Below are 21,075 nucleotides of genomic sequence, written 5' to 3'. Positions count from 1 at the left end.
ATCGAGTGGGCGAGGGCGGGCCGCCCGATGCCCAGCGAGTTCACCTCCGGCGACCGCGGTATCGCGGTCGACCTCGACGGTGCCGGCGCGCTGTTCGGCGTGGTGGACGGCCTCGGCCATGGCCCGGACGCCGCGTCGGCCGCGCTGCGCGCCGTCGACGTGGTCAAGCGCTCGAGTTCCGAGCGCCTCGAGGTTTTGATGCAGCTCTGCCACCGCGTGTTGGACGGCACCCGAGGAGTCGCGATGACCCTGGCCCGGGTGGATTTTGCGGCCGGCACGCTGTCGTGGACGGGGGTGGGCAACGTCACCGCGGAGCTGGTGGCCAAGGCCCCGACCGGCATCCAGATCCGATCCAGCGCGCGCCTCACCGGGGGAATCGTCGGCTACCGAATGCCTGAAATCAGGCCCGCCCAGGTGGTTTCGATCCGCCCCGGTGACCTGCTCGTGATGACGACCGACGGCATCGCCGAGGATTACTTGGAGCACATCGACTTCGCGGCTTCCGCCGTCGTCATCGCCGAAGGACTCCTGGCCAAGCACGCCAAGGAAACCGACGATGCCATGGTGCTGGCCGCGCGGCACCGGGGAGCATCGACATGAACGGCAACCACGACTTCCACGCGCAGTACCGCGCCGCCCTGCGCGCCTACCTGGAGTCGCGCGACGAGGACGTCCTGACCGTCGGCCACGAGCTCGGCCGCCGCGCCCTCGAGGAAGACATCAGCGTGCTCGAAATCATCGAGCACCACGTTCGGCTGGTTCTCGACACCTGTCAGGACTATCAAGTCGAGGCGCCCATCGCCCTGGAATTCCTGTTGCAGACCCTGGCCCCCCTGGACGTCGCGACCCGCGGATTCCTCGACGGCACCAGGCGCTTCGCGCAAGAGCGGGCCCGGGCCGAGGGGTTGGCCGATCGCGACAAATTCCGTACGGCGCTGGTGAATTCGCTGCAGGAGGGCTTTTTCGTCGCCGACCACGAGGGCTCCGTGGTGGAAGTGAACAACGCCTTCATCGAGATCCTCGGTTATCCCGCCGACGGGCTCCCATATCGGTGGCCGCACCCGTGGCTGGTCGACAGGAAGACCGCGCGTGAGCAGCAGTCCCTGGTCCGCAGCAACGGCAGCGCCGCGTACGAAACCCCGATTCGGCATCGGGACGGACATCTCGCGTGGGTGATGGTCAGCATCAACGCGGTCAAGGAGGCCGGCAGCGACCGGGACGTCTACGTGGGCACAATCCGGGACATCACCGCGGAGCGCGCGTTCGCCGCCCGCGAGAGCGCCGTGCTGCGGCTCGCGACAGCGGTGGCCGTGGCCAAGAGCGTGTCAGAGCTGCTGTCGATCACCCTCGACGAATGCCGCACGGCGATCGACGTCAAGCGGGTGATCGCCGTCTCGTGGCCCGCAGGCGGGGGCGAACCGACCGTTCAGGTGGCGGGCGAACCCGCCGAATCCTCCTGGCGCGAACTGGATCCCTGGCTGCGCGACACGTTCCAGGACGCACGCCACCAGCTGCCGCTGACGGCGAAGACGGTGGACAGGCCCGAGAATCCCGGCAAGGCACAGGGATTAGTGGCGGTGCTGTCCAACACGGGAGACCTCGCGCTCTGGCTGGAGCTGCTCACACCCCGTTGGATCAGCGCCGAGGACCGGCTGCTGGTCACGGTGCTCGTCGGCCACCTGAGCCTGGCCATGCAGCACGTGCGCCAGTTCGAGAGCGCGCGCGAAACCTCGCTGACCCTGCAACGCGCCATGCTGCCCGCGGTGCAGCTGCCCGCCGGCTTCGCCGTGTGCTATGAGCCGGCCGTTCTGCCCTTGGAAATCGGGGGCGACTGGTATGACGTGCTGCCGATCGGCGGCAACCGCATCGGCATCGTCGTCGGCGACTGCGTTGGCCGCGGCCTGCCGGCGGCCGCGGTGATGGGCCAGCTACGCAGTTCGGCGCGCGCGCTGTTGATCAACGGCGCCCAGCCGGCGCTCGTGCTCGAACAGCTCGACCTGGCGGCGTCGCTCATCCCGAATGCCTACTGCACCACGGTCTTTCTCGCGATCCTGGACACCGAGACCGGCGTCCTGGAATACAGCAACGCCGGCCACATGCCCGCGATGGTCGCCGGCCCGCGGCCCGCGACCACAACGGTGGTGACTGACGCCGCCTCGGTGCCGCTCGCGGTGCGCCGGGAGGAGCCGCGGCCGCAAGCATCCCGGGTGCTGCCGGCGGGCTCGACACTGATGCTGTATACGGACGGCCTGGTCGAGCGCAAACACGAGTCGATCGACATCGGAATCGCCCGCGCCGCAGACGTTTTGCTCGAGACGACGAAGCTGCCTCTGGAGGCCGTCCCACAGACCGTGGTCCGCGCGCTGGCCCCGGCATCGGGGTATGACGACGACGTCGCCATGGTGATATACCGGCATCGGCCGACGCGACTGCGCATCGAAAGCGCGGCCGTCGCCGAACAATTGGTCGACGTCCGGCACCGGCTGGCCGCGTGGCTGCGCGCCGCCGAGGTTCCGAACGCGCTGGCCGCCGACATCGTGCTGGTCGTCAACGAGGCGTGCACCAACTGCGTCGAGCACGCCTACCGCGGACACCGGGTCGGGACGATGCTGCTCGAAGCGGAATTGACCGATGGCCGAATCGGGACGCGGGTGACCGACGACGGTTCGTGGAAGACGCCGGCCGCCGACCCGGGCAACAGCGGGCGCGGTCTGGTGTTGATGCGGGCGCTCAGCGACACGATGCAAGTGCGCAACAGCCCGGACGGCACAACCATCGAGAACACCTTCCGAATTCCGGAATCCCCGGGGTGAGGGGCCTCCGTTTGCCTGGCCCGATTCTCGGGTAGTCATCGGCGTGACTCGCGCATCAATCACGGTCGAGCCTGCCCTGCCGGCGGCGCATGGACCGCTGTCGACGGCCGTCCACCGCGCGCTGGCCGGAACCCCCGCACACGACAACCTCACCCGCATCGGCGCGTCCGTGCGGGACTCCGACCCCTTCGGCCTGGATCTTCAGCTCGCCTTGTGCATGTGCTACGAGCTGCACTACCGCGGTTTCGCGGGCGTCGACCCCGCCTGGGAGTGGAATCCCGCGCTGCTGCGGTTGCGCGGGGAACTGGAACGCGTGTTCCTGGCGGGGGTGCGACGCGATGTCGGTCCCATCGACCCCGGCCAAACGGCGCAAGCCGAGATGGAGGCGATTTCCATCGAGCCCGCCGATGGTGACGGGCCGTCGTATTTCCTGCGCGACTCGGGAACCTGGCAGCAGATGCGCGAATACTTCGTGCACCGGTCGCTGTATCACCTCAAAGAGGGCGACCCGCACGCGTGGGCGATCCCGCGGTTGATGGGCACCGCCAAGGCCGCGTTCGTCGCCGTCGAGTTCGACGAGTACGGCGCAGGCCAGGGCCCGCGCCTGCACCAGCAACTCTTCGCGGACCTGTTGACGGCGGCCGGTCTGGACGCGACCTATCTGGGCTACCTCGACGCCGTCCCAGCCGAGGCACTGGCCGTGGTGAATCTCATGTCGCTGTTCGGGTTGCACCGTCGGCTGCGGGGCGCCGCGATCGGGCATTTCGCGTCGACGGAGATCACCTCGCCGCCGGGATCGCGGCGAATGGTGCAGGCCTTGCAGAGGATGGATGCGCCGCCGGCCTGCGTCGGCTTCTACAGCGAGCACGTCGAGGCCGACGCGGTGCACGAACAGGTGGTACGTATCGACGTCGTCGGCGACCTCGTGGCGCGGGAACCGCACCTCGACTCCGATGTCGTCTTCGGGATCCGTGCGCACGCGGCGGTGGAAAACCGCTTGGCGGACAAGCTCATCGGGGCGTGGAAGCAGGGCCAGACGTCGTTGCGCAGGACCCTGGACTAATTCGTCTGCTTCTTGACGCCGCGGCAGCGGCGATGGCTGGTGTCGCACAACGGATAATCGTCGCTGCGCCGGCAGGTGCAGATCGCCACCATGAATCGGTCGGACTCGACGACGTCGCCGCCGGGAGTCTCCACCCGTACCGGCCCGGATACCAGTACGGGTCCTCCGGCCACCACCTGTACCCGCGTGGTGCTCATGGCTTGTCCGCCCGGATCACCACGAGTTCCTCTTCCCGGCGCCCGCGCGGGATCAGCCCGGTCTCCTCCAGCCAATTGGCCCGGGCCGACATGACGGGCCCGAACGGAATCCACTTGGACGCCATGACTTCGGCCCTCAGGCCGGCCCATTTCAAGCGGTCCAGGGATTGTTGGACGCCGGCGAGCGCCGAGTGCACCAGCAGCAGGGATCCGCCGTCGCACAACAACTTTGGCGCCGACTCGCACAGCGGATCCAGAACCAGACGCCCGTCGGGACCCGCGTCCCAGGCCCACGCGGGTCCGGCAATCGCGCCGCCGGGCTCGGCGACGCCGGGGGGCGGGGCCGGAACATAAGGGGGATTCGCCACCACCACGTCGAACGGCGCCCAGTCGACGGCTTCGGTCCACGATCCCAGGCGGACGTCCACCTCCACGCCGGCCAGGGCGGCGTTACCGCGCGAACAACGCACGGCGTGGGGGCAGGTGTCGCAGGCGGTCACGCTGGCACAGCCCATCTCGGCCGCGGCGATCGCGACGAATCCGCTACCCGTACAAAGGTCGAGGACCCGTCGCCCCGGAATGAGGGCGGTGTGGTGCATTGCGTCGACCAGCAATCGGGAATCCTCTTGGGGCCGATACACATTGTGCGCAACCGAGATCGCGGGCTCGGGATAGGTTGTTGTCAACGTAGGCCTTTCGCTCAGCCTGACAGAGATCGCCGTGGCGATCACGGCCTGACCTGTGTAATGCCCGCAAACTTGCGGGTTAAAACGGTGCGGTGGCTATCCCGCACTGCCGTGGGCGAATTGCTTGACGATGGTCTCGCAAAACGCCGGCAGGTCCGATGGTGAGCGGCTGGTGATCAGGTTGCCGTCAACCACCACCTCTTCGTCCACCACGTGGGCGCCGGCGTTACGCAGGTCGGTGCGGATGCTGGGATAGGAGGTCAGCGTGCGCCCGACGGCCACGCCGGCCTCCACCAACGTCCACGGTCCGTGGCAGATTGCGGCGACCGGCTTGCCGGAAACGACGAAGTCGCGGACGAACTTGACCGCGGCCTCGTCCAGACGCAACTTGTCCGGGTTCACCGTGCCGCCCGGGAGTACCAGGCCGCCGAAGTCGCTCACCGACGCGTCCGACACCGCGCGGTCGACGGGGAAGGTACCCGCGGGCTCGAGATCGTGGTCGCGAGCCTGGATTTCGCCCGGCTTCAACGACAGCACCTCGACCTCGGCGCCGGCTTCCTCCAGGGCCGCGCGTGGCTGCTCCAGTTCCACCTTCTCTACGCCGTCCGCCGCCAGGATGGCAACCTTTGTCCCTTGCAACTCATTTGACATCGCGATACCTCCTTCACGGATGGAGGACGACTTTTGTGCAGCCGTCCTGCTTGTGTTTGAAGATCTCGTAGCCGTGCGGCGCCTGATCGAGCCCGAGATGGTGGGTGATGATGACGGTCGGGTCGATGTCGCCGCTCCGGATCCGTTCCAGGAGGGGCCGCATATAGCGCTGCACGTGGCATTGGCCCGTCTTGATGGTCAGCGACCGGTTCATGATCGCCCCGATGGGAAACTTGTCCATCAGGCCGCCGTAAACCCCGACGATCGAAATGGTGCCGCCGTTGCGGCAACTCATCGCTGCTTCCCGAAGTGCATGCGGGCGTTCGGTTTCCAGCCGCATCGCCTGCTTTACCCGATCGTAGGCGTCCACCGGAGTGGACCCGTTGCGCGCCTCCATTCCGACCGCATCGACACAGTGATCCGGGCCCCGCCCGGCGGTGATGTCCTGAAGCCCCTCGAGAACCGGCGTTTCGTCGAAGTTGAGCGTTGTCGCGCCGATCTTTTCGGCCAGCTCGAGCCGATAGGGCACCCGGTCAATAGCGATGACCTTCGATGCGCCCAGCAGGAACGCGCTCATGATCGCGAACAGCCCCACCGGACCGGCGCCCCACACCGCCACGACCTGGCCGGGTTGGATGTCGCACATCTCGGCGCCCATGTAGCCCGTCGGCAAGATGTCCGACAAGAACAACACTTGATCGTCGGTGAGGTCGTCCTCAACCTTGAGCGGCCCCACGTCGGCGAACGGCACGCGGGCGTATTCCGCTTGGCCGCCGGCGAATCCACCGAGCATGTGCGAATACCCGAAGAGCCCCGCCGGGGAATGACCCATGAACTTCTCGGCGATGCCCGCGTTCGGGTTCGAGTTCTCGCACAGCGAATACAGGTCGCGTTCGCAGGCCGAGCATGCCCCGCACGCGATCGGGAACGGCACCACCACCCGGTCGCCGACGGCGAGGTTGGGCACCGCCTTGCCGACCTCGACGACCTCGCCCATGAACTCGTGGCCCAGCACGTCCCCGTGCTTGACGGTCGGGATGTAGCCGTCGTAGAGGTGCAGGTCCGAACCGCAGATCGCCGTCGAGGTGACGCGCACGATGGCGTCGCGCTCGTTGAGAATCGTCGGGTCCGGAACCGATTTCACCTCAACGCTGTTGCGTCCTGCCCAGATCGTGGCCTTCATGCGGTGGCTCCTTTTCCGTTGTGACCGTTCGGCTGGGCGGGCTGCTGATGCAGCTGCCGGGCCGCGGCGGTGCCTTCCGGCGAGCCGTCCGAGCGCAGCACCTGGCCCGTCTCCAGGATTTGCTTGAACCGCCGCAGGTCGTCGTTGACCTGCTGGTCGGGCGATTCGCCGAGCAGGGTGGCGGCGGCCTTGCCGACGGCACCGCCCGGCATCTGGTAGCCGATCCGGACCCGGACCTCGGTCCCGTCGCCGTTGGTGGCGGGCGTGAACTCGACGCTGCCGCCGTTTTGGATCCCCGAACCGGGCAGCGACTGCCACGCGATCCGCTCGCCGGGTCGATCCTCGGTGATCTGCGCATCCCATTGCACCGGCTGCCCGACCGGGGCGCTGGCCACCCAGTGTGATCTGCCGTCGTCGCCGGCGGTGACCGATTGCAGGTGGTGCATGAAGCTGGGCAGGTTCTCCAGGTCGCGCCAGAAGCGGTACACGTCCTCGGGTGGGCGCCGGACCGTGACCGCGGCGCGCACGGTTCGGTTGCGCGCGCCGTTGGCGTGGCGGGCGCCGCCGTCGCGGGTGGCGCGCAGCGCGGCGTAGAGGTCGACCGCGCCGACGCCACCGAGGACGGCCGCCGAAATCGCGCCCCGGCGCCGGCGCCCGCGGCCCCGCGCGGCCACCCCGGCCAGCAGCAACGCCACATCCAGGACATCACCGGCCACCCGCGTCCAGACCAGCCGGTCCGAGCCGACCGACAACGCGGCGCCGTGGCCGCATTCGCGGGCCCCCAGCGCGCGGATGACCCGGCGGGACAGCCGCGTGTCGTCCACGCCGGCGATCGCAGCAACCTTTTGGGGCGCCACCAGCTCGGCCAGACCCAGGCCGAAGCTGGTGCCGGCGAGCGCCTTTACCAGCGGCGCCGTGGTGTTGCCGGATCGATCGTTCATTGTCGACTCCCTTGTCGGGCTGGGCGCAATCGCGCGCAAAATGGCTGCTGCACAGCAGATTTGCGGGCCTCCCGCCCGCCCCGGCCCTAAGCCCCTGTTGATGCGTCAAACTGCCCGGTGGTCGCCCGAAGCCCACGTTGGCTGTCGGATACCCGGGTAGAAACGGCCCAAACTTGTGATCAACCGGCCGCGTCGCGCAGCGCGTCGAGCAAAGGCTGGGCGGCCTCTTTGAGGAAGAGGTCCTGCGTCTCGCCGCCGATCTGGACCAGCGCGATGTCGGTGAACCCGGCCTCCCAGTAGGGTCGGACCGCCTCGACGATCGCGTCCAGGTCGGGGCCGCAGGGGATCGACTCGGCGACGTCTTCGGGCCGCACGAACTGGGTGGCGCCGGCGAAACCGGCCGGAGTCGGCAGGTCGGCGTTGACCTTCCAGCCCCCGCCGAACCAGCGGAACTGGTCGTGCGCGCGCTGGATGGCGGCATCCCGGTCGGGATCCCACGACACCGGGATCTGGCCGACCACCCGCCCGCCGCCGGCGAGGTTGGCGGCCTGGCGCGCGGCGTGCCACTCGCGGACGAGGTCCGCGTCGGGCTCCACGGCTATCAGGTGTTCGGCCAGCCTGGCGAACCTCTCGACGCCCTTCGCCCCGGACATCGCGACCCCGATGCCGATCGGGACGTCCGGCACGTCCCACAGCCGCGCCGAGTCCACCTGGAAGTACTCGCCGCGCCAGTTCACCAGCTCGCCGCCGAACAGCTCCCGGATGATCTTGATGGCTTCGCGCAGCATGTCCTGCCGACGCTCGACGGTGGGCCAGCCCCTGCCGACGACGTGTTCGTTGAGGTTCTCGCCGCTGCCCAGGCCGAGGGTGAACCGGCCGTCGGACAGGATCTGCACGGTGGCGGCCTGCTGCGCGACGATCGCGGGGTGATACCGCATCGTCGGGCAGGTCACGTAGGTGTACAGGTCCACCCGTTCGGTGGCGTGCGCCACCGCGCCCAGTACCGCCCAGGCGTTCGGCGCGTGCCCCTGCGACACCAGCCAGGGCGAGAAATGGTCACTGCACACCTCGAAGTCGAACCCGCGATCTTCGGCTGAAACTGCATGCCGCACAAGGTCTTTGGGTCCACTCTGCTCGGTCATCAAAGTGTAGCCAAAATTCGTCATAGCCGACTGGATACCCACGCGTTCGCGGACGTAACGCCTTACGTTCGCGAGCCCAACCACACTGCGAAAACCGGTGCCGAAACTCGCAGCCTGGCTCGGTTCGCGGACGCTCGCAGGCGCAAACGGCTAATCCGCGGTGGTGATGGAGTCTCCCGTGACGCCCGCCGCCCGGCGGGCCGCCAGCCTGCGCTTCTGCGGCTCGATCGTGTAGCGGGGGTCGCGCGTGGACTCCAGCCCCGCCTCGAAGAACCCGAACCGCAGCATCGCCGAGGCCGTCAGCAGCGCCATCCCGGACAGGGCGGCGACGCCGCGGTGTTTCCCGCCGAGCAATGCGCCCAAACCGCCTGCCGCCGCGAGCCGTTCGCTCCACGCCAGCAGCCGGCCCGGCCTGCCGTGGTGCAGCGGTTCCCTGGTCACCGGGTCCATCCGGTGTTCGGTGAACCTGGCGGAGACCAGATCGCTCACCGCCCCGATGACGGCCAGGGTGCGGGCGGGCCCGGCCTCGGCAACCGGGGTGGTGATCATCGCCAATCCCGACGCGGCCAGGGTGGCCGAGCTCGCGAACACGAACGGCAGGTCTTTGTAGGCGGCGTTCCACGTCGGGGTTGCGGTGTCGCTGAGCAGCACCGCGGTGTAGACGGCAAGCGGCGGCGCGAGGACCGCGGCTTCCAATCCGGCCGGGCCTTCGACCGCGCGCAGCGCGGGCCGCAGCGGGCCCAGCGGGATGCGCTCGCCGGTCATCCGGTCGATCTCGGAGACCGCGGCCAACCCGATCCCGGCGCTGAAGGAGCTCAGGATCCACGATCCGACGCTCATCGGCGAGGTCAGCTTGATGGTCCGCAGCATGTTCACGAAACGCTCCGGCCGGCCGAGGTCCTTCACCAGCGCGACCGCGCCCAGCATCACCGCGATCAGGGCGGACAGCCTGGTGTTGCGCCGCAGCTTGTCCCGGCCGGTGAGCTGGGCGCCGGCCGCCAACAGGCCGGACCCACCGGCGACGCCGCCCAGGAACAGGTATGCCGCCACTTCGTGGCCCCACGGCGCGGGCTTGACCACCGGGCGTCCGTAATACGAGCTGAACTCCGCCTCGGGCACCATCGGCATCTCGCGCGAGCCGTCGGCACCGCCCCTGCGCCCCTTGCCCTTTCCGGTGCGCCGCCGGCCGCCCGTCGGCTCGGGCGGGCGCACGCTGTCGTATTCCGAGGTGGTCACTTGCTCCTCCAGAACGCCAGCACCGCCGCGCCCAACATGCCGGCCGCGGCCAGGCCGGCCCGCTTGAACATTTCGGGCAGGTCGGCCGTGCACACCCGCGGGTCGGGCGGTAGCCCGTAGACCTCCGGCTCGTCGAGCAACAGGAAGATCGAGCCGGTGCCGCCCACCCCGTCGTCTTCGTTGGCGCCATAGAGGCGGGCCTCCGTCAGCCCCTGGGCGTGCAACGCGGCGACCCGCTCCCGCGCCTTGACCACCAGGTCGTCGTGGTCGCCGAACTTGATCGAGGTGGTGGGGCAGGTCTGGGCACACGCCGGTATCTGGTCCTCGACCAGGCGGTCGTAGCACAGCGTGCATTTCTGGGCCACCCCGGAAATTGGTTTCTCGCTTGGGGAACCCGGTCGCTGCGCCGGCGTCGTATAGGTGCCGTCGCTGCGCCGCTCGACCACCCCGAACGGGCACCCCGCGACGCAGGTGCCACACCCGTTGCAGACGTCGGCCTGCACGACGACCGTGCCGAATTCGGTGCGGAACAACGCACCGGTCGGGCAGACGTCGAGGCATCCGGCGTGCGTGCAGTGCTTGCACACATCCGACGACATCAGCCAGCGGAACTCAGGCGTGTCCGGCGGGCTGGTGTCGGGAGGTGCCGGCACGGCGGGCATGCCCAAATCGATTAGCGCCCGGCCGGATTCGCGCGCCTGCTCGATGCGGTCGCGGCCCTGCTCGATGAACGCGACGTGCCGCCATGTGCTGGCGCCCAGCGCGCCGGTGTTGTCGTAGGACGAACCCAGCAGCTCCAGCTCCCCGTCGCGCGGGTTACGGTTCCATTCCTTGCAGGCGACCTCGCAGGCCTTGCAGCCGATGCAGATCGAGGTGTCGGTGAAGAATCCCTTGCGCGGCTTGGGAACTGACCAACCGGCTTCGGCGGCCGGGTCAGTCGGTCCGCTCAGCTGGCCCATCGGCTCCCCCTTCCCCGACGGCGTCGCTCAGTCGTACATTTCCGGTCTCGGCGGTGGCGCCCGAGCGAGATTGGTATTCGGCGATCAGGCGGAGCAGCTGTTCGCCTTGCGGCCGGCGGCCGGGCCGGATGTCGCATGACCCGGCCTTCGACTCCTGGATCTGCACGTTGGGATCCAGTGTGACGCCCAGCAAGTCGTTGGCCGCATCCCCGCTGACCACGGCGTCGCCGCCGACGCCCCAGTGGTACGGCAACCCGATCTGATGCACGGTGTGGCCGTTGATCACCAGCGGCGCAACGCGTTCGGTGATAAGCACCCGGGCCTCGATCGCCGAGCGGGGCGAGATGATCGTCGCCCACCCGTAGGGCTCCAGGCCGCGCTCGGCGGCCAGCTCCGGCGAAACCTCGCAGAACATCTCCGGCTGCAGCTCCGACAGGTAGGGCAGCCACCGGCTCATCCCGCCGGCGGTGTGGTGCTCGGTGAGCCGGTAGGTGGTGAACACGTACGGATACACGTCGGCCCCGGGCTCGCCGGCGCTGGGCGCGCTCAGGTTGTCCTTGCGCGGGAACGTGATTCGCGCCGGGTTTCGTTGCTGGGGATACAGCGCGTTGGCGACCGGTGACTCCTGCGGTTCGTAATGCGTGGGCAGCGGCCCGTCGACCATCCCCTTCGGGGCGAACAGCCAGCCTTTGCCGTCGGCCTGCATGATGAACGGGTCGTCGCCGGCCAGTGCATCCGGGCCGCCGATGTCCGGATCCGGCCGGACGTGTGGGGCGCGGTCGACGGGGAAGTCGGGCACGTCGTCGCCGACCCAACGGGCGCGCTGCTCATCCCACCAGATGTAGCGCTTGCGCTCACTCCACGGTTTGCCGTCCGGGTCGGCCGACGCGCGGTTGTACAGGATGCGGCGGTCGGCCGGCCAGGCCCAGCCCCACTCGGACTGGCTGGGACTCGGACCCCCGAGGGGCGCCCGACGGGCGGCCTGGTTGACGCCGTCGGCATACACCCCCGAGTAGATCCAGCAGCCGCACGACGTCGACCCGTCGGCCCCCAGCTCGGTGTACCCGGGCACGGGCTGGCCGGCCTTGGGCCCGGTCAGGTAGCAGCCGCTGATCTCGGCCAGCACCGCGGTGGGGTCGGGCTCGCCATGCTCGTCGGTGGGGTAGTCCCAGGTCAGGTCCAGCAGCGGCCGGTCGCGTTCGTCGGTAGAGCCGGCCAGCCGCTGCCGGATTCGCTTGCCCAGCTCGACGAAGAATTGCAGCTCGCTCTGGCAGTCGCCGGGCGGGTCGACGGCTTTGTGGCGCCACTGGACGAGGCGTTGGGTCTGGGTGAACGATCCGGCCTTCTCGACGTGGGTGGCCGCGGGGAAGAAGAACACCTCGGTCTCGATGTCTTCGGTTTTCAGCTCGCCGGAAGCGATTTCGGGGCCGTCCTTCCAGAAGGTGGCCGACTCGATGAGGTTGAGATCGCGGACCACCAACCACTTCAGGTGCGACATGCCCATGCGCTGCAAGCGGCCGTGCGCCGAGCCGACGGCCGGATTCTGGCCGAGCAGGAAGTACCCGTCGACCTCGTCGTCGAGCATTGACATGACCGTCTGGTACGTGCCGTGCGGGCCGGACAGCCGCGGCAGGTAGTCGTAGGCCCAGTCGTTGTCCGCCCGGGCGGCGTCTCCCCACCACGCCTTGAGCAGGCTGACGATGTAGGTGTCCGCGTCGGCCCAGAAACCCTTCTGGTTCTTGGGCCCGACCGCTTCGATGTAGTCGCGGAATGTGTCGTGCACACCGGCCTTCGGCATCGACAGGTAACCGGGCAGCAGGTTGAACAACGTCGGGATGTCGGTGGACCCTTGGATCGTGGCGTGGCCGCGCAGCGCCATGATGCCGCCGCCCGGGCGGCCGACGTTGCCCAGCAGCAGCTGCAGAATCGTTGCGGTGCGGATGAATTGGGCTCCCAGCGTATGCTGCGTCCACCCGACGGCGTACGCGAAGCAGGTGGTGCGCTCACGCCCGGAATTCTCGACGATTGAGCGGGCCAGGTAGTCGAAGTCTTCGGCGCTGATGCCACAGACGTCGCGCACCATCTCCGGCGTGTAACGCGCGTAATGTCGTTTGACGATCTGAAACACCGTGCGGGGATGCTGCAGGGTCTCGTCGCGCAGCACGCGGGCGTGCGGCAAGGGTGGACCGCCGCTGCCGTGCGCATCGCCGGCCGCTCGGGCCGATGCGCTGGCGCCGTGCTCTCGACGGTGGCTTTCAGCCTCTTCCTGCCCCGCGTACGCCCAGGTCGATGTGTCGTATTGTCCGGTCTCGGGGTCGTAACCGGAGAACAGGCCGCCCAGATCCTCAGTGTCGCGGTAGTTTTCGTTGATCAGGGTGGCCGCGTTGGTGTACGCGACGACGTACTCCTTGAACCACAGATCGCCAGAGATGATGTGGTTGATCAGAGCGCCGAGCAGCACCACGTCCGAGCCGGCCCTAATGGGGATGTGCTTGTCCGACACGGCCGAGGTGCGAGTAAACCGCGGATCGACGTGAATCACCTTGGCACCGCGCGATTTCGCCTCCTCGACCCACTGGAAGCCGACGGGATGACACTCGGCCATGTTCGAGCCCTGGATGACGATGCAGTCCGCGTTGGCCATGTCTTGCAGTGATTGGGTGGCGCCACCGCGCCCGAAGGAGGTCCCCAGACCGGGAACCGTGGAGCTGTGTCAAATACGAGCTTGGTTCTCGATCTGAATCGCACCGGCGGCGGTGAAGAGCTTCTTGATGACGTAGTTCTCTTCGTTGTCCAATGTGGCACCGCCGAGTGCGGCGATCTTCATGGTGCGCCGCAGCGGATGTCCCTTCTTGTCGATGTCCTGCCAGGAATGGCGGCGCGCCTCGACGAAGCGGTCGGCCACCATTTCGATCGCGGTGTCCAGCTCGAGCGGCTGCCACTCGGTCGCTCGCGGAGCGCGGTAGAGCACCTTCAGCTGCCGGCCTGGCGAGTTCACCAGCTGTTCGCTGGCAGCACCCTTGGGACACAAGCGGCCTCGCGAGATCGGCGAGTCCGGGTCGCCCTCGATCTGGACCACCCGGTCGTCCTTGACGTACACCTTCTGCCCGCAGCCGACGGCGCAGTAGGGACAGATGCTTTGGACCACGCGGTCGGCCGTCGTCGTGCGCGGCGCGACGGCGCGGGTCTGTTTCGAGGTGACGGCCGACCCGCGGCCGAGCTTGTCTCCCGAGCGCAGCTGACGCACGACGGGCCACTCCAGGAAAAGCTTGCGCATCGTCTTTTTTGGGGCCATGCCCCTAAGCCTAGTGCGCCCGGCCGAAACCCCGCCCGCTCAGCGCACCACGATCGGGTGCTCGCCGCGGGGCACCAGCTCCCCGATGACGGGCGACCCGGGGATCTCGCCGGCGATCAGCAAACCACCGGAGGTTTGCGCATCGGCGAGCAGCAGGGCCTCGTCCTCGCCGACCGCGGACAGGTCGGCATGCGGCGCCACCCAGTCGAGGTTGCGCCGGGTGCCGCCGCTGACGTAGCCGGCCGCCAGCGCCTCGCGCGCACCATCCAGATACGGCACCGCCGCCGAGTCGATCACCGCCGTGACGCCGCTGGCCCGCGCCATCTTGTAAAGGTGGCCCAACAGGCCGAAACCCGTTATGTCCGTTGCACATTCGGCGCCCGCCGCCAGCGCCGCGGCGGCCGCGTCGGCGTTGAGCGTGGTCATCACGTCGATCGCTTGCGCGAAGCGCTCACCGGTGGCCTTGTGCCTGCTGTTCAGCACGCCGATGCCGAGCGGCTTGGTCAGCGACAGCGGCGTGCCGGGTTTGCCGGAGTCGTTGCGCAGCAACCGGTTCGGGTCCGCGACCCCGGTGACGGCCAGCCCGTATTTGGGCTCCGGGTCGTCGACGCTGTGCCCGCCGGCGAGGTGGCAGCCGGCCAGGCCGCAGACGTCCAGCCCGCCACGCAACGTCTCGGCCGCCAGCTCGAACGGCAGCACGTCGCGCGGCCAACCCAGCAGGTTCACCGCGACCACCGGGCGCCCGCCCATCGCGTACACGTCGGACAGCGCGTTGGTGGCCGCGATCCGGCCCCAGTCGTAGGCGTCGTCCACCACCGGGTTGAAGAAGTCCGTCGTCGCGATCAGCGCCGTGCCGCCCTCGACACGAACCACCGCCGCGTCGTCGCCGTGGTCGATCCCGACCAGCAACTCGCCGAGCGGGTCGCGCGGCGCGGCCGGCCCGAGTCCGCGGACGATGTCCTCCAATTCACCGGGCGGGATCTTGCACGCGCAGCCGCCACCGTGGGCGTACTGGGTCAGTCGATAGGTCACGAAGTCCATACTTGTCGACATGGTCCGAGGAGGCGTGTCCGGTCTGGTGACCGGCGCGGTCTTCAAAACCGTCGAACGGCAGACGCTGCCGCTGGCGGGTTCGATTCCCGTCCGCCTCCGCCATACTCCCCCGAGCCTGACATGAGCGACCCGCGCCGTCGGGTGCCCGGGACCGACGTCCTGTTGGCCGACCCGCGCCTGGTCGAGGCGCAGCGCGTGCTGGGCCGCGCACTGGTGAAGTCGGTGATCGTGGAGGCGCAGCGGCGGGCCCGTGCCGGGGAGATCGAGCCCGAGCGCGTCGCCGAGCACGCCGTCGCCGCCCTTCCCGCCACCGCGTCGAGCCTGCGGCCCGTTCTCAACGCCACCGGCGTCGTCGTGCACACCAACCTGGGCCGGGCGCCGCTGTCGCGGGCCGCCGTCGACGCGGTGGTCGCCGCGGCCGGGACGACGGACGTCGAGTTCGACCTGGTCACGGGCCGGCGCGCGCGGCGCGGCCGGGGCGCGTTGGCCGCCCTGGCGCGCGCGGTGCCCACCGCGGGCGGCGTGCACGTCGTCAACAACAACGCGGCCGCGCTGCTGTTGACCGCCCTGGCGCTTGCCCCGGGCAAGGAGATCGTGCTCAGCCGCGGCGAGCTGGTGGAGATCGGCGACGGCTTCCGCATCCCCGAGCTGCTGGCGTCCACCGGTTCACGGCTGCGCGAGGTCGGCACCACCAACCGCACCAGCCTGCGCGACTACGCCGACGCGATCGGGCCCGACACCGGTTTCGTGCTCAAGGTGCACCCGTCCAACTTCCACGTCACCGGGTTCACGTCGGCCGTCGACGTCACGCAGCTGAGGGATCTGAACGTCCCGCTCGTGGTCGACATCGGCTCCGGGTTGCTGGCGCCGCACCCGCTGCTGCCCGACGAACCCGACGCCACGTCGATGCTGCGCGACGGCGCCAGCCTGGTCACCGCGAGCGGCGACAAGCTGCTGGGCGGTCCGCAGGCCGGCCTGCTCTTCGGCGACGGCGAGCTCGTCGAGCGGCTGCGCCGGCATCCGGCGGCGCGCGCCCTGCGCGTGGACAAGCTCACCCTCGCCGCGCTGGAGGCCACGCTGACGGGCCCGCCCCCGCCGGTGGCCCAGGCGCTGGACGCCGACGTGGCTCGGCTGCGGGCCCGCGCCGAATCGCTTGCCGACCGGCTGCCCGAGGCCGTCGCGGTGGACTGCGTCGCCGCGGTCGGCGGCGGGGGTGCGCCGGGCGTCGCGTTGCCCAGCGCGGCGGTGAGCCTGCCCGAGTCGTACGCCGCCGCCCTGCGCGCGGGGAGCCCGCCCGTCGTCGGCCGCCTGGAATCCGGCCGCTGCCTGCTCGACCTGCGCACGGTGGCGCCGGAGGACGACGAGCTGCTGGCGGCGGCGGTGCGGGCATGTTCGTCATAGCCACCGCCGGGCACGTCGACCACGGAAAGTCGACCCTGCTGCACCGGCTCACCGGCATGTGGCCGGACCGGCTCGCCGAGGAGCGGCGCCGGGGCCTGACCATCGACCTCGGCTTCGCGTGGACCGAGGTCGGCGGCCGTCAGGTCGCGTTCGTCGACGTGCCCGGCCACGAACGGTTCGTCGCGAACATGCTCGCGGGCGTCGGCCCGGTGCCGGCCGTCTTGTTCGTCGTCGCCGCCACCGAGGGCTGGATGCCGCAGTCCGAGGAACACCTGGCGGCGCTGGACGCCCTCGGGGTCCGGCATGGGCTGCTGGTGATCAGCAAGGCCGACCTCGCCGATCCCGGTCCGGCCATCGAGCGGGCGAAGGAAAGATTCGCCGCCACCTCGCTCGGCGACGTGCCGGTCGCGATCGGCACCGACCTGGAGCGGGTGCGCGCGGGGCTGGCGGCGCTGATCGATCGGCTGCCGCCGCCGGACCGCGACGCCGACGTGCGGCTGTGGGTCGACCGGTCATTCACCGTCCGGGGGGCGGGCACGGTGGTGACCGGAACGTTGGCGGCGGGCACGATCCGGGTGGGCGACGAGCTGGAACACGCCGGCCGTCGCATGACGGTCCGCGGACTGCAGTCGTTGGGCCGCAACGAAATCGAGGTCGGCGCGGTGGCGCGGGTGGCGCTGAACCTGCGGGGCGTGGACCGCCACGACATCGGCCGCGGGGACACCGTCCGGACGCCAGGCGTGTGGCTGGACACCTCGGAGATCGACGTCGGCCTGCGGTCGCCCGGCACGCTGCACCGCCAGCTGGTGCTGCACGTCGGGTCCGCGGCCGTGCCTGTCCAGGTGCGCGCGTTGGGGACGGCCGCGGCGCGGCTGCGCCTGGCGAACCCGTTGCCGTTGCGGATCGGGGACGTCGGGCTGCTGCGCGATCCCGGGGAGCACCGGATCGCGGCGGGCATCGAAGTGCTCGACGTCAGGCCGCCCGGGCTGCGCCGTCGGGGCGCGGCGCGCGAACGCGCCGCCGAGCTCGCGGCCGGCCGGGTCCGCCCGCCTCACTGCGCGCGGGCGAGCGACCTGCGCGCGATGGGCCTGCCGGCGCGCGGGCAGCGGGTGGGCGACTGGGTGGTGGACCCGCAGTGGTGGGCCGAGCGGCGCGACCGCGCGGCCGAGGCGGTGCGGCAGTGGGCGGGCGAGAACGACGTCGCGGCGGGCATGCCGCTGGAGACGCTGCGGCAACGCACCGGGCTGCCCGCCGCCGAACTGCTGCCGCCGCTGCTCGCCGGCACCGGCCTGGAGGTGGCCGACGGGCTGGTCCGTCCGCCCGGTGCGGGCCTGCCGGCCCGCGTCGACAAGGCGGTGCGTTCGATCGAGGAATGGCTGGCCGCCGAGCCGTTTCGCGCGCCGGAGGCCGCCGAACTGGCCGACCTCAAGCTCGGCCCTCGGGAACTGGCCGCCGCCGTGCGCGCCGGGCGGCTGGCCCGGATCGCCGACGGCGTGGTGCTGGGTCCCGACGCGTTCGATCGGGCGGCCGATGTCCTGGCGAAGCTGCCGCAGCCGTTCACCGTCAGCGAGGCCCGACGCGCCCTGGGCACCACCCGTCGCGTCGCCGTGCCACTGCTCGAGCGGCTCGACGACCGGCGCGTCACCAGGCGGGCCGGCGACGGCACCCGGACGATGGCCTGATCAACTCCGGTTGGTCATGGAAACCTTTGTGGAAGAAGGTAGTTCGGTCTGCCCGAGCGGTATCAACTCGAGTTCGCCGAGGGTGGCCGCCACGGTGACGAATGGCTGCGCGGCCTCGACCGCGTCGGCTTCGCCGGCCCCCTCGGCTCGCAACGCCCTGGCGACTTCCCCGGCCATCGGCCGACCGACCGTGTCGCTGGACGCTGAGAACCGCTCGGTGACGAACTCCAAGTGGGCTTCCAGCACGGCCCGGGCGGACGGGTAGGACCCGCTCGGTGGCAGCGTCCTGATGTCGGCGATCATGTCCGCCGCGAGGCGCAACCACGTGGCCCGGTTGGCCGCCCGCACCACCGGAGTGCGCAGGTCGGCCCCGCTACCCGTCTCCGAAAGATAATGCCGCACAGCGTCATCCACTCTTCGGCTGGACACGAGGGCATCGTGGCTGAGGGCGGCGAGGGCGGAGTCGCTTTCTTCCGAGCGACCCTCGGTGACCCGCAGCACGGCCGCCCGGAGGTAACGCAAGTTGACATCGACCGCCGCCCGGATCAGGGCCGACACCGCAACCGTGGCACCCCGGGGCCACAGCAGCAGCGACACGACCAGGCCGACGGCCGCGCCCATCGCGATGTCTTCGATCCGCAGCAGGCCGACCCGCCAGCCGGCGGGCGCGGTGAGATTGAGGATGACCAGCAGGCTTAACGCCCCCACGGCCTGGGCGACGGTGAACGAAACGAACCGCGGCAGGTAGGTCGACCCGAAAATGGTGATCGGGACCAGCAGCCACAGCGCCACGGGTTCCGGAGCGACGGCCCCGACGAGCAGCCCGCCGACGATGATCCCCAGCGTCGTACCTACAACCGCCTGAACGACTTTGGTTCTGGTGGTCAACGCGCTGCTGCTGAGCACCAGCATCGTTCCCACCACGACCCAGAAGCCATGCTCCACCAGATGCAGATGAGTGACGGCGACCGCCAGGGCCAACCCGACCCCCATGCGCAGGCCGTTGTGCGCCGCGACGGAACGGGCGGCCAGGAACGCCGCCGCCGCCGCCGTGCCTGCGGCGGTCTCCGACGCCAGCCGGTCGGCGAATCCGGTGGGCGGCAGCTGCAGGCCGAGGGCCCGTGCCCACACCGGCCGCGCGTCGGCCGCGGCGGCCGCCGCGATGACCCTGCCGATCAATGCGATGGTCGTCGTGATACTTCGGCATCCCAGCAGCTGTCGCCCCGTCTCACCGGCAGACTCGTCGTCCGGTGCGTCGAGAATCAGCACCACGTCGTCGCGGTAATTGCGCCGGGCCAGCGACCGCAATTGGGCCAGCACCTCGTCCAGGGTGGCGCGATTTGTGGCGCGGTGGGCGAGTTGCGCTGCGTCGAGCAATCGGGAGCAGCATCGCAGGATTTCGACGGCGGGCGGGTTCAGCGTGCCCAACGTCCTCCCGGTGTCGTCGTCGACGAGGTCGGCGACCAGCTCGAGAAGGTCGACGACGCGTACCAGCGCCCGGCTGCCGGCGCTGAGGCCGACCGGGCGGCAGCTGGCGGCCAGGAAATTCGCCCGCAATGCGTCCATGGCCGTGGTCACGTCTTCGGCCGAACCGGCGCCCTCGATCCGGTCGGCCAGCGCGGTGCACACCTGTCGGACGTGCCGGCGCAGGGCACCATAGTGCCGCGGCGGAAGGAAGAACAACGCCGCCGGCACGCACAGCAGGACGGCGATCAGCCAACCCAGCAACCGCTCGCCGATGGGCCCGGTCGGCGTGCAGACCGGCCAGACGTAACACAACAGGGTCGCGCGCTGACCGGCGGAGACCGTCGTGCTGAGCAGGCTGGCCAGGGTGGCCGCGATCGCGAGGAGAAACATCAGCGCCACGGCCAGCCAGGCGATTGGGGCGACCAAGGTGCCGACGGCGATCAGGACGATCCCGTTGACGGTTAAGCCGAGGTAACCCACCGCGCGCTGCTGCCGGTTGCCGGGAAATTCGGTGACCACCAGCAGCCAGAAAGCGCCGAGCAGCGCATACAGCGGTGTCACGGTGCCGCCCACCACAGCGAAGGCGACTCCGGCCGTTATCGGCACCATGATCGCCGCCCGGACGGCCCGTTTCAGCGCGTCGCGCTCCGGATCCTCGGTGCGCAACTGTTCCAACGTTTGCCGGATCGAGGGGACCCGGATCAGCATGACTGGATGATAGAGCCGTTGTGGGCGTGGAGTCGTTGCGGCCGGCCGCGGATTCCGGCTCACCGCAGAGTAATTGGCCCTACAGGCGTTCCTTCACCGCGGCCGACAGCCGCGCGCCGTCGGCCTTTCCCGCCGCGATCGCGGTGGCCGCCTTCATGACCATGCCCATCTGCTTCATGCCCGGCCGCTCGCCGATCTCCTCGGCGACCTGTGCGATCGCGGTGTCGGCGACGTCGGCCAGCTCCGCTTCCGTGAGCGGCGTGGGCAGGTACTCGTCGATGACCCGGGCCTCGGCGTGCTCGTTGGCGGCGAGCTCACCGCGGCCGTTCTGGGTGTAGATCTCGGCCGCCTCGGCGCGCTTGCGCGATTCCCTGGCCAAAACCTTGATGACGTCGTCGTCGGTGAGCTCGCGCGCCTGCTTCCCGGAGACCTCCTCCGTCTGGATCGCGGCCAGCAGCATGCGCAGGGTCGCGGTTCGCAGCTTGTCCTGGGCCTTCATCGCCTGCGTCAGGTCGTCCCGCAGCCGGGATTTCAATTCCGCCATGGCTGAGACGCTACGCGCCGCGGCGCCGGTCAAGATTGAGAAATGCCCGGACCG

General features: G+C 69.8%; 17 protein-coding genes and 1 tRNA gene. 6 read left to right on the top strand and 12 right to left on the bottom strand.

Annotated elements, in window-relative coordinates:
* The first annotated feature begins 27 nt into the window (after positions 1 to 27).
* The 3 genes from AC5Y4S_RS21710 to AC5Y4S_RS21700 are packed head-to-tail and all read left to right on the top strand — an operon-like array spanning position 28 to position 3,876.
* Positions 28 to 600 carry a SpoIIE family protein phosphatase gene (locus tag AC5Y4S_RS21710; RefSeq protein ID WP_500034993.1) on the top strand — a complete coding sequence of 191 codons (573 nt, stop codon included), beginning with the start codon at positions 28 to 30 and terminating at the stop codon, positions 598 to 600.
* Complete coding sequence (locus AC5Y4S_RS21705) at positions 597 to 2,813, top strand: SpoIIE family protein phosphatase (RefSeq protein WP_500034709.1); 2,217 nt, start codon at positions 597 to 599, stop codon at positions 2,811 to 2,813. Before AC5Y4S_RS21710 ends, AC5Y4S_RS21705 begins: the two co-directional genes overlap by 4 nt.
* Before the next feature lie 43 nt (positions 2,814 to 2,856).
* Entirely contained in the window at positions 2,857 to 3,876 is a 1,020-nt protein-coding gene (locus AC5Y4S_RS21700) for an iron-containing redox enzyme family protein (protein ID WP_500034708.1), read from the top strand.
* On the opposite strand, the gene AC5Y4S_RS21695 is transcribed toward AC5Y4S_RS21700, so the two are convergent.
* The 10 genes from AC5Y4S_RS21695 to selD all read right to left on the bottom strand — a co-directional run bounded on the left by AC5Y4S_RS21695 (position 3,873) and on the right by selD (position 15,207).
* Positions 3,873 to 4,073 carry a CDGSH iron-sulfur domain-containing protein gene (locus tag AC5Y4S_RS21695; protein WP_500034707.1) on the bottom strand — a complete coding sequence of 67 codons (201 nt, stop codon included), beginning with the start codon at positions 4,071 to 4,073 and terminating at the stop codon, positions 3,873 to 3,875. The two genes, AC5Y4S_RS21700 and AC5Y4S_RS21695, sit on opposite strands and share 4 nt — an antisense overlap.
* Complete coding sequence (locus AC5Y4S_RS21690) at positions 4,070 to 4,759, bottom strand: HemK2/MTQ2 family protein methyltransferase (protein ID WP_500034706.1); 690 nt, start codon at positions 4,757 to 4,759, stop codon at positions 4,070 to 4,072. Before AC5Y4S_RS21690 ends, AC5Y4S_RS21695 begins: the two co-directional genes overlap by 4 nt.
* A 96-nt stretch (positions 4,760 to 4,855) precedes the next feature.
* Complete coding sequence (locus AC5Y4S_RS21685; protein ID WP_500034705.1) at positions 4,856 to 5,410, bottom strand: type 1 glutamine amidotransferase domain-containing protein; 555 nt, start codon at positions 5,408 to 5,410, stop codon at positions 4,856 to 4,858.
* 13 nt (positions 5,411 to 5,423) lie between these two features.
* Positions 5,424 to 6,593 carry a zinc-dependent alcohol dehydrogenase gene (locus AC5Y4S_RS21680; protein WP_500034704.1) on the bottom strand — a complete coding sequence of 390 codons (1,170 nt, stop codon included), beginning with the start codon at positions 6,591 to 6,593 and terminating at the stop codon, positions 5,424 to 5,426.
* Positions 6,590 to 7,534, bottom strand: coding sequence for an SRPBCC family protein (locus AC5Y4S_RS21675; protein ID WP_500034703.1), 945 nt, complete (start codon positions 7,532 to 7,534; stop codon positions 6,590 to 6,592). Before AC5Y4S_RS21675 ends, AC5Y4S_RS21680 begins: the two co-directional genes overlap by 4 nt.
* A 179-nt stretch (positions 7,535 to 7,713) precedes the next feature.
* The gene (locus tag AC5Y4S_RS21670) at positions 7,714 to 8,700 is read right to left on the bottom strand and encodes an LLM class F420-dependent oxidoreductase (protein ID WP_500034702.1); all 987 of its coding nucleotides are present in this window, start codon (positions 8,698 to 8,700) and stop codon (positions 7,714 to 7,716) included.
* Between the two features lie 126 nt (positions 8,701 to 8,826).
* Positions 8,827 to 9,912, bottom strand: coding sequence for an NrfD/PsrC family molybdoenzyme membrane anchor subunit (nrfD, locus tag AC5Y4S_RS21665; protein WP_500034701.1), 1,086 nt, complete (start codon positions 9,910 to 9,912; stop codon positions 8,827 to 8,829).
* The gene (locus AC5Y4S_RS21660; protein ID WP_500034700.1) at positions 9,909 to 10,871 is read right to left on the bottom strand and encodes a 4Fe-4S dicluster domain-containing protein; all 963 of its coding nucleotides are present in this window, start codon (positions 10,869 to 10,871) and stop codon (positions 9,909 to 9,911) included. The genes nrfD and AC5Y4S_RS21660 overlap by 4 nt, the downstream gene beginning before the upstream one ends.
* Positions 10,846 to 14,148, bottom strand: coding sequence for a formate dehydrogenase (gene fdh, locus AC5Y4S_RS21655; protein WP_500034992.1), 3,303 nt, complete (start codon positions 14,146 to 14,148; stop codon positions 10,846 to 10,848). The genes AC5Y4S_RS21660 and fdh overlap by 26 nt, the downstream gene beginning before the upstream one ends.
* Positions 14,149 to 14,205: 57 nt before the next feature.
* Positions 14,206 to 15,207, bottom strand: a complete 1,002-nt coding sequence (selD, locus tag AC5Y4S_RS21650) for a selenide, water dikinase SelD (protein WP_500034991.1) — start codon at positions 15,205 to 15,207, stop codon at positions 14,206 to 14,208.
* Between the two features lie 19 nt (positions 15,208 to 15,226).
* Between selD and AC5Y4S_RS21645 the strand changes: the two genes are divergently transcribed.
* The 3 genes from AC5Y4S_RS21645 to AC5Y4S_RS21635 all read left to right on the top strand — a co-directional run bounded on the left by AC5Y4S_RS21645 (position 15,227) and on the right by AC5Y4S_RS21635 (position 18,302).
* A tRNA-Sec gene (locus AC5Y4S_RS21645) sits at positions 15,227 to 15,321 on the top strand.
* 18 nt (positions 15,322 to 15,339) lie between these two features.
* The gene (gene selA / locus AC5Y4S_RS21640; protein ID WP_500034699.1) at positions 15,340 to 16,620 is read left to right on the top strand and encodes an L-seryl-tRNA(Sec) selenium transferase; all 1,281 of its coding nucleotides are present in this window, start codon (positions 15,340 to 15,342) and stop codon (positions 16,618 to 16,620) included.
* Entirely contained in the window at positions 16,608 to 18,302 is a 1,695-nt protein-coding gene (locus AC5Y4S_RS21635; protein WP_500034698.1) for a SelB domain-containing protein, read from the top strand. The genes selA and AC5Y4S_RS21635 overlap by 13 nt, the downstream gene beginning before the upstream one ends.
* On the opposite strand, the gene AC5Y4S_RS21630 is transcribed toward AC5Y4S_RS21635, so the two are convergent.
* A complete protein-coding gene (locus tag AC5Y4S_RS21630) occupies positions 18,303 to 20,477 on the bottom strand; it encodes an FUSC family protein (RefSeq protein WP_500034697.1) in 2,175 nt (724 codons plus the stop codon).
* A gap of 79 nt (positions 20,478 to 20,556) precedes the next feature.
* Positions 20,557 to 21,021 (bottom strand): GatB/YqeY domain-containing protein, encoded by a 465-nt coding sequence (locus tag AC5Y4S_RS21625; protein ID WP_068101786.1) that lies wholly within the window; start codon positions 21,019 to 21,021, stop codon positions 20,557 to 20,559.
* Positions 21,022 to 21,075 lie beyond the last annotated feature (54 nt).

This window comes from Mycobacterium sp. NGS64, from assembly GCF_059812245.1.
This window is presented reverse-complemented; position numbering and strand designations above follow the sequence as displayed.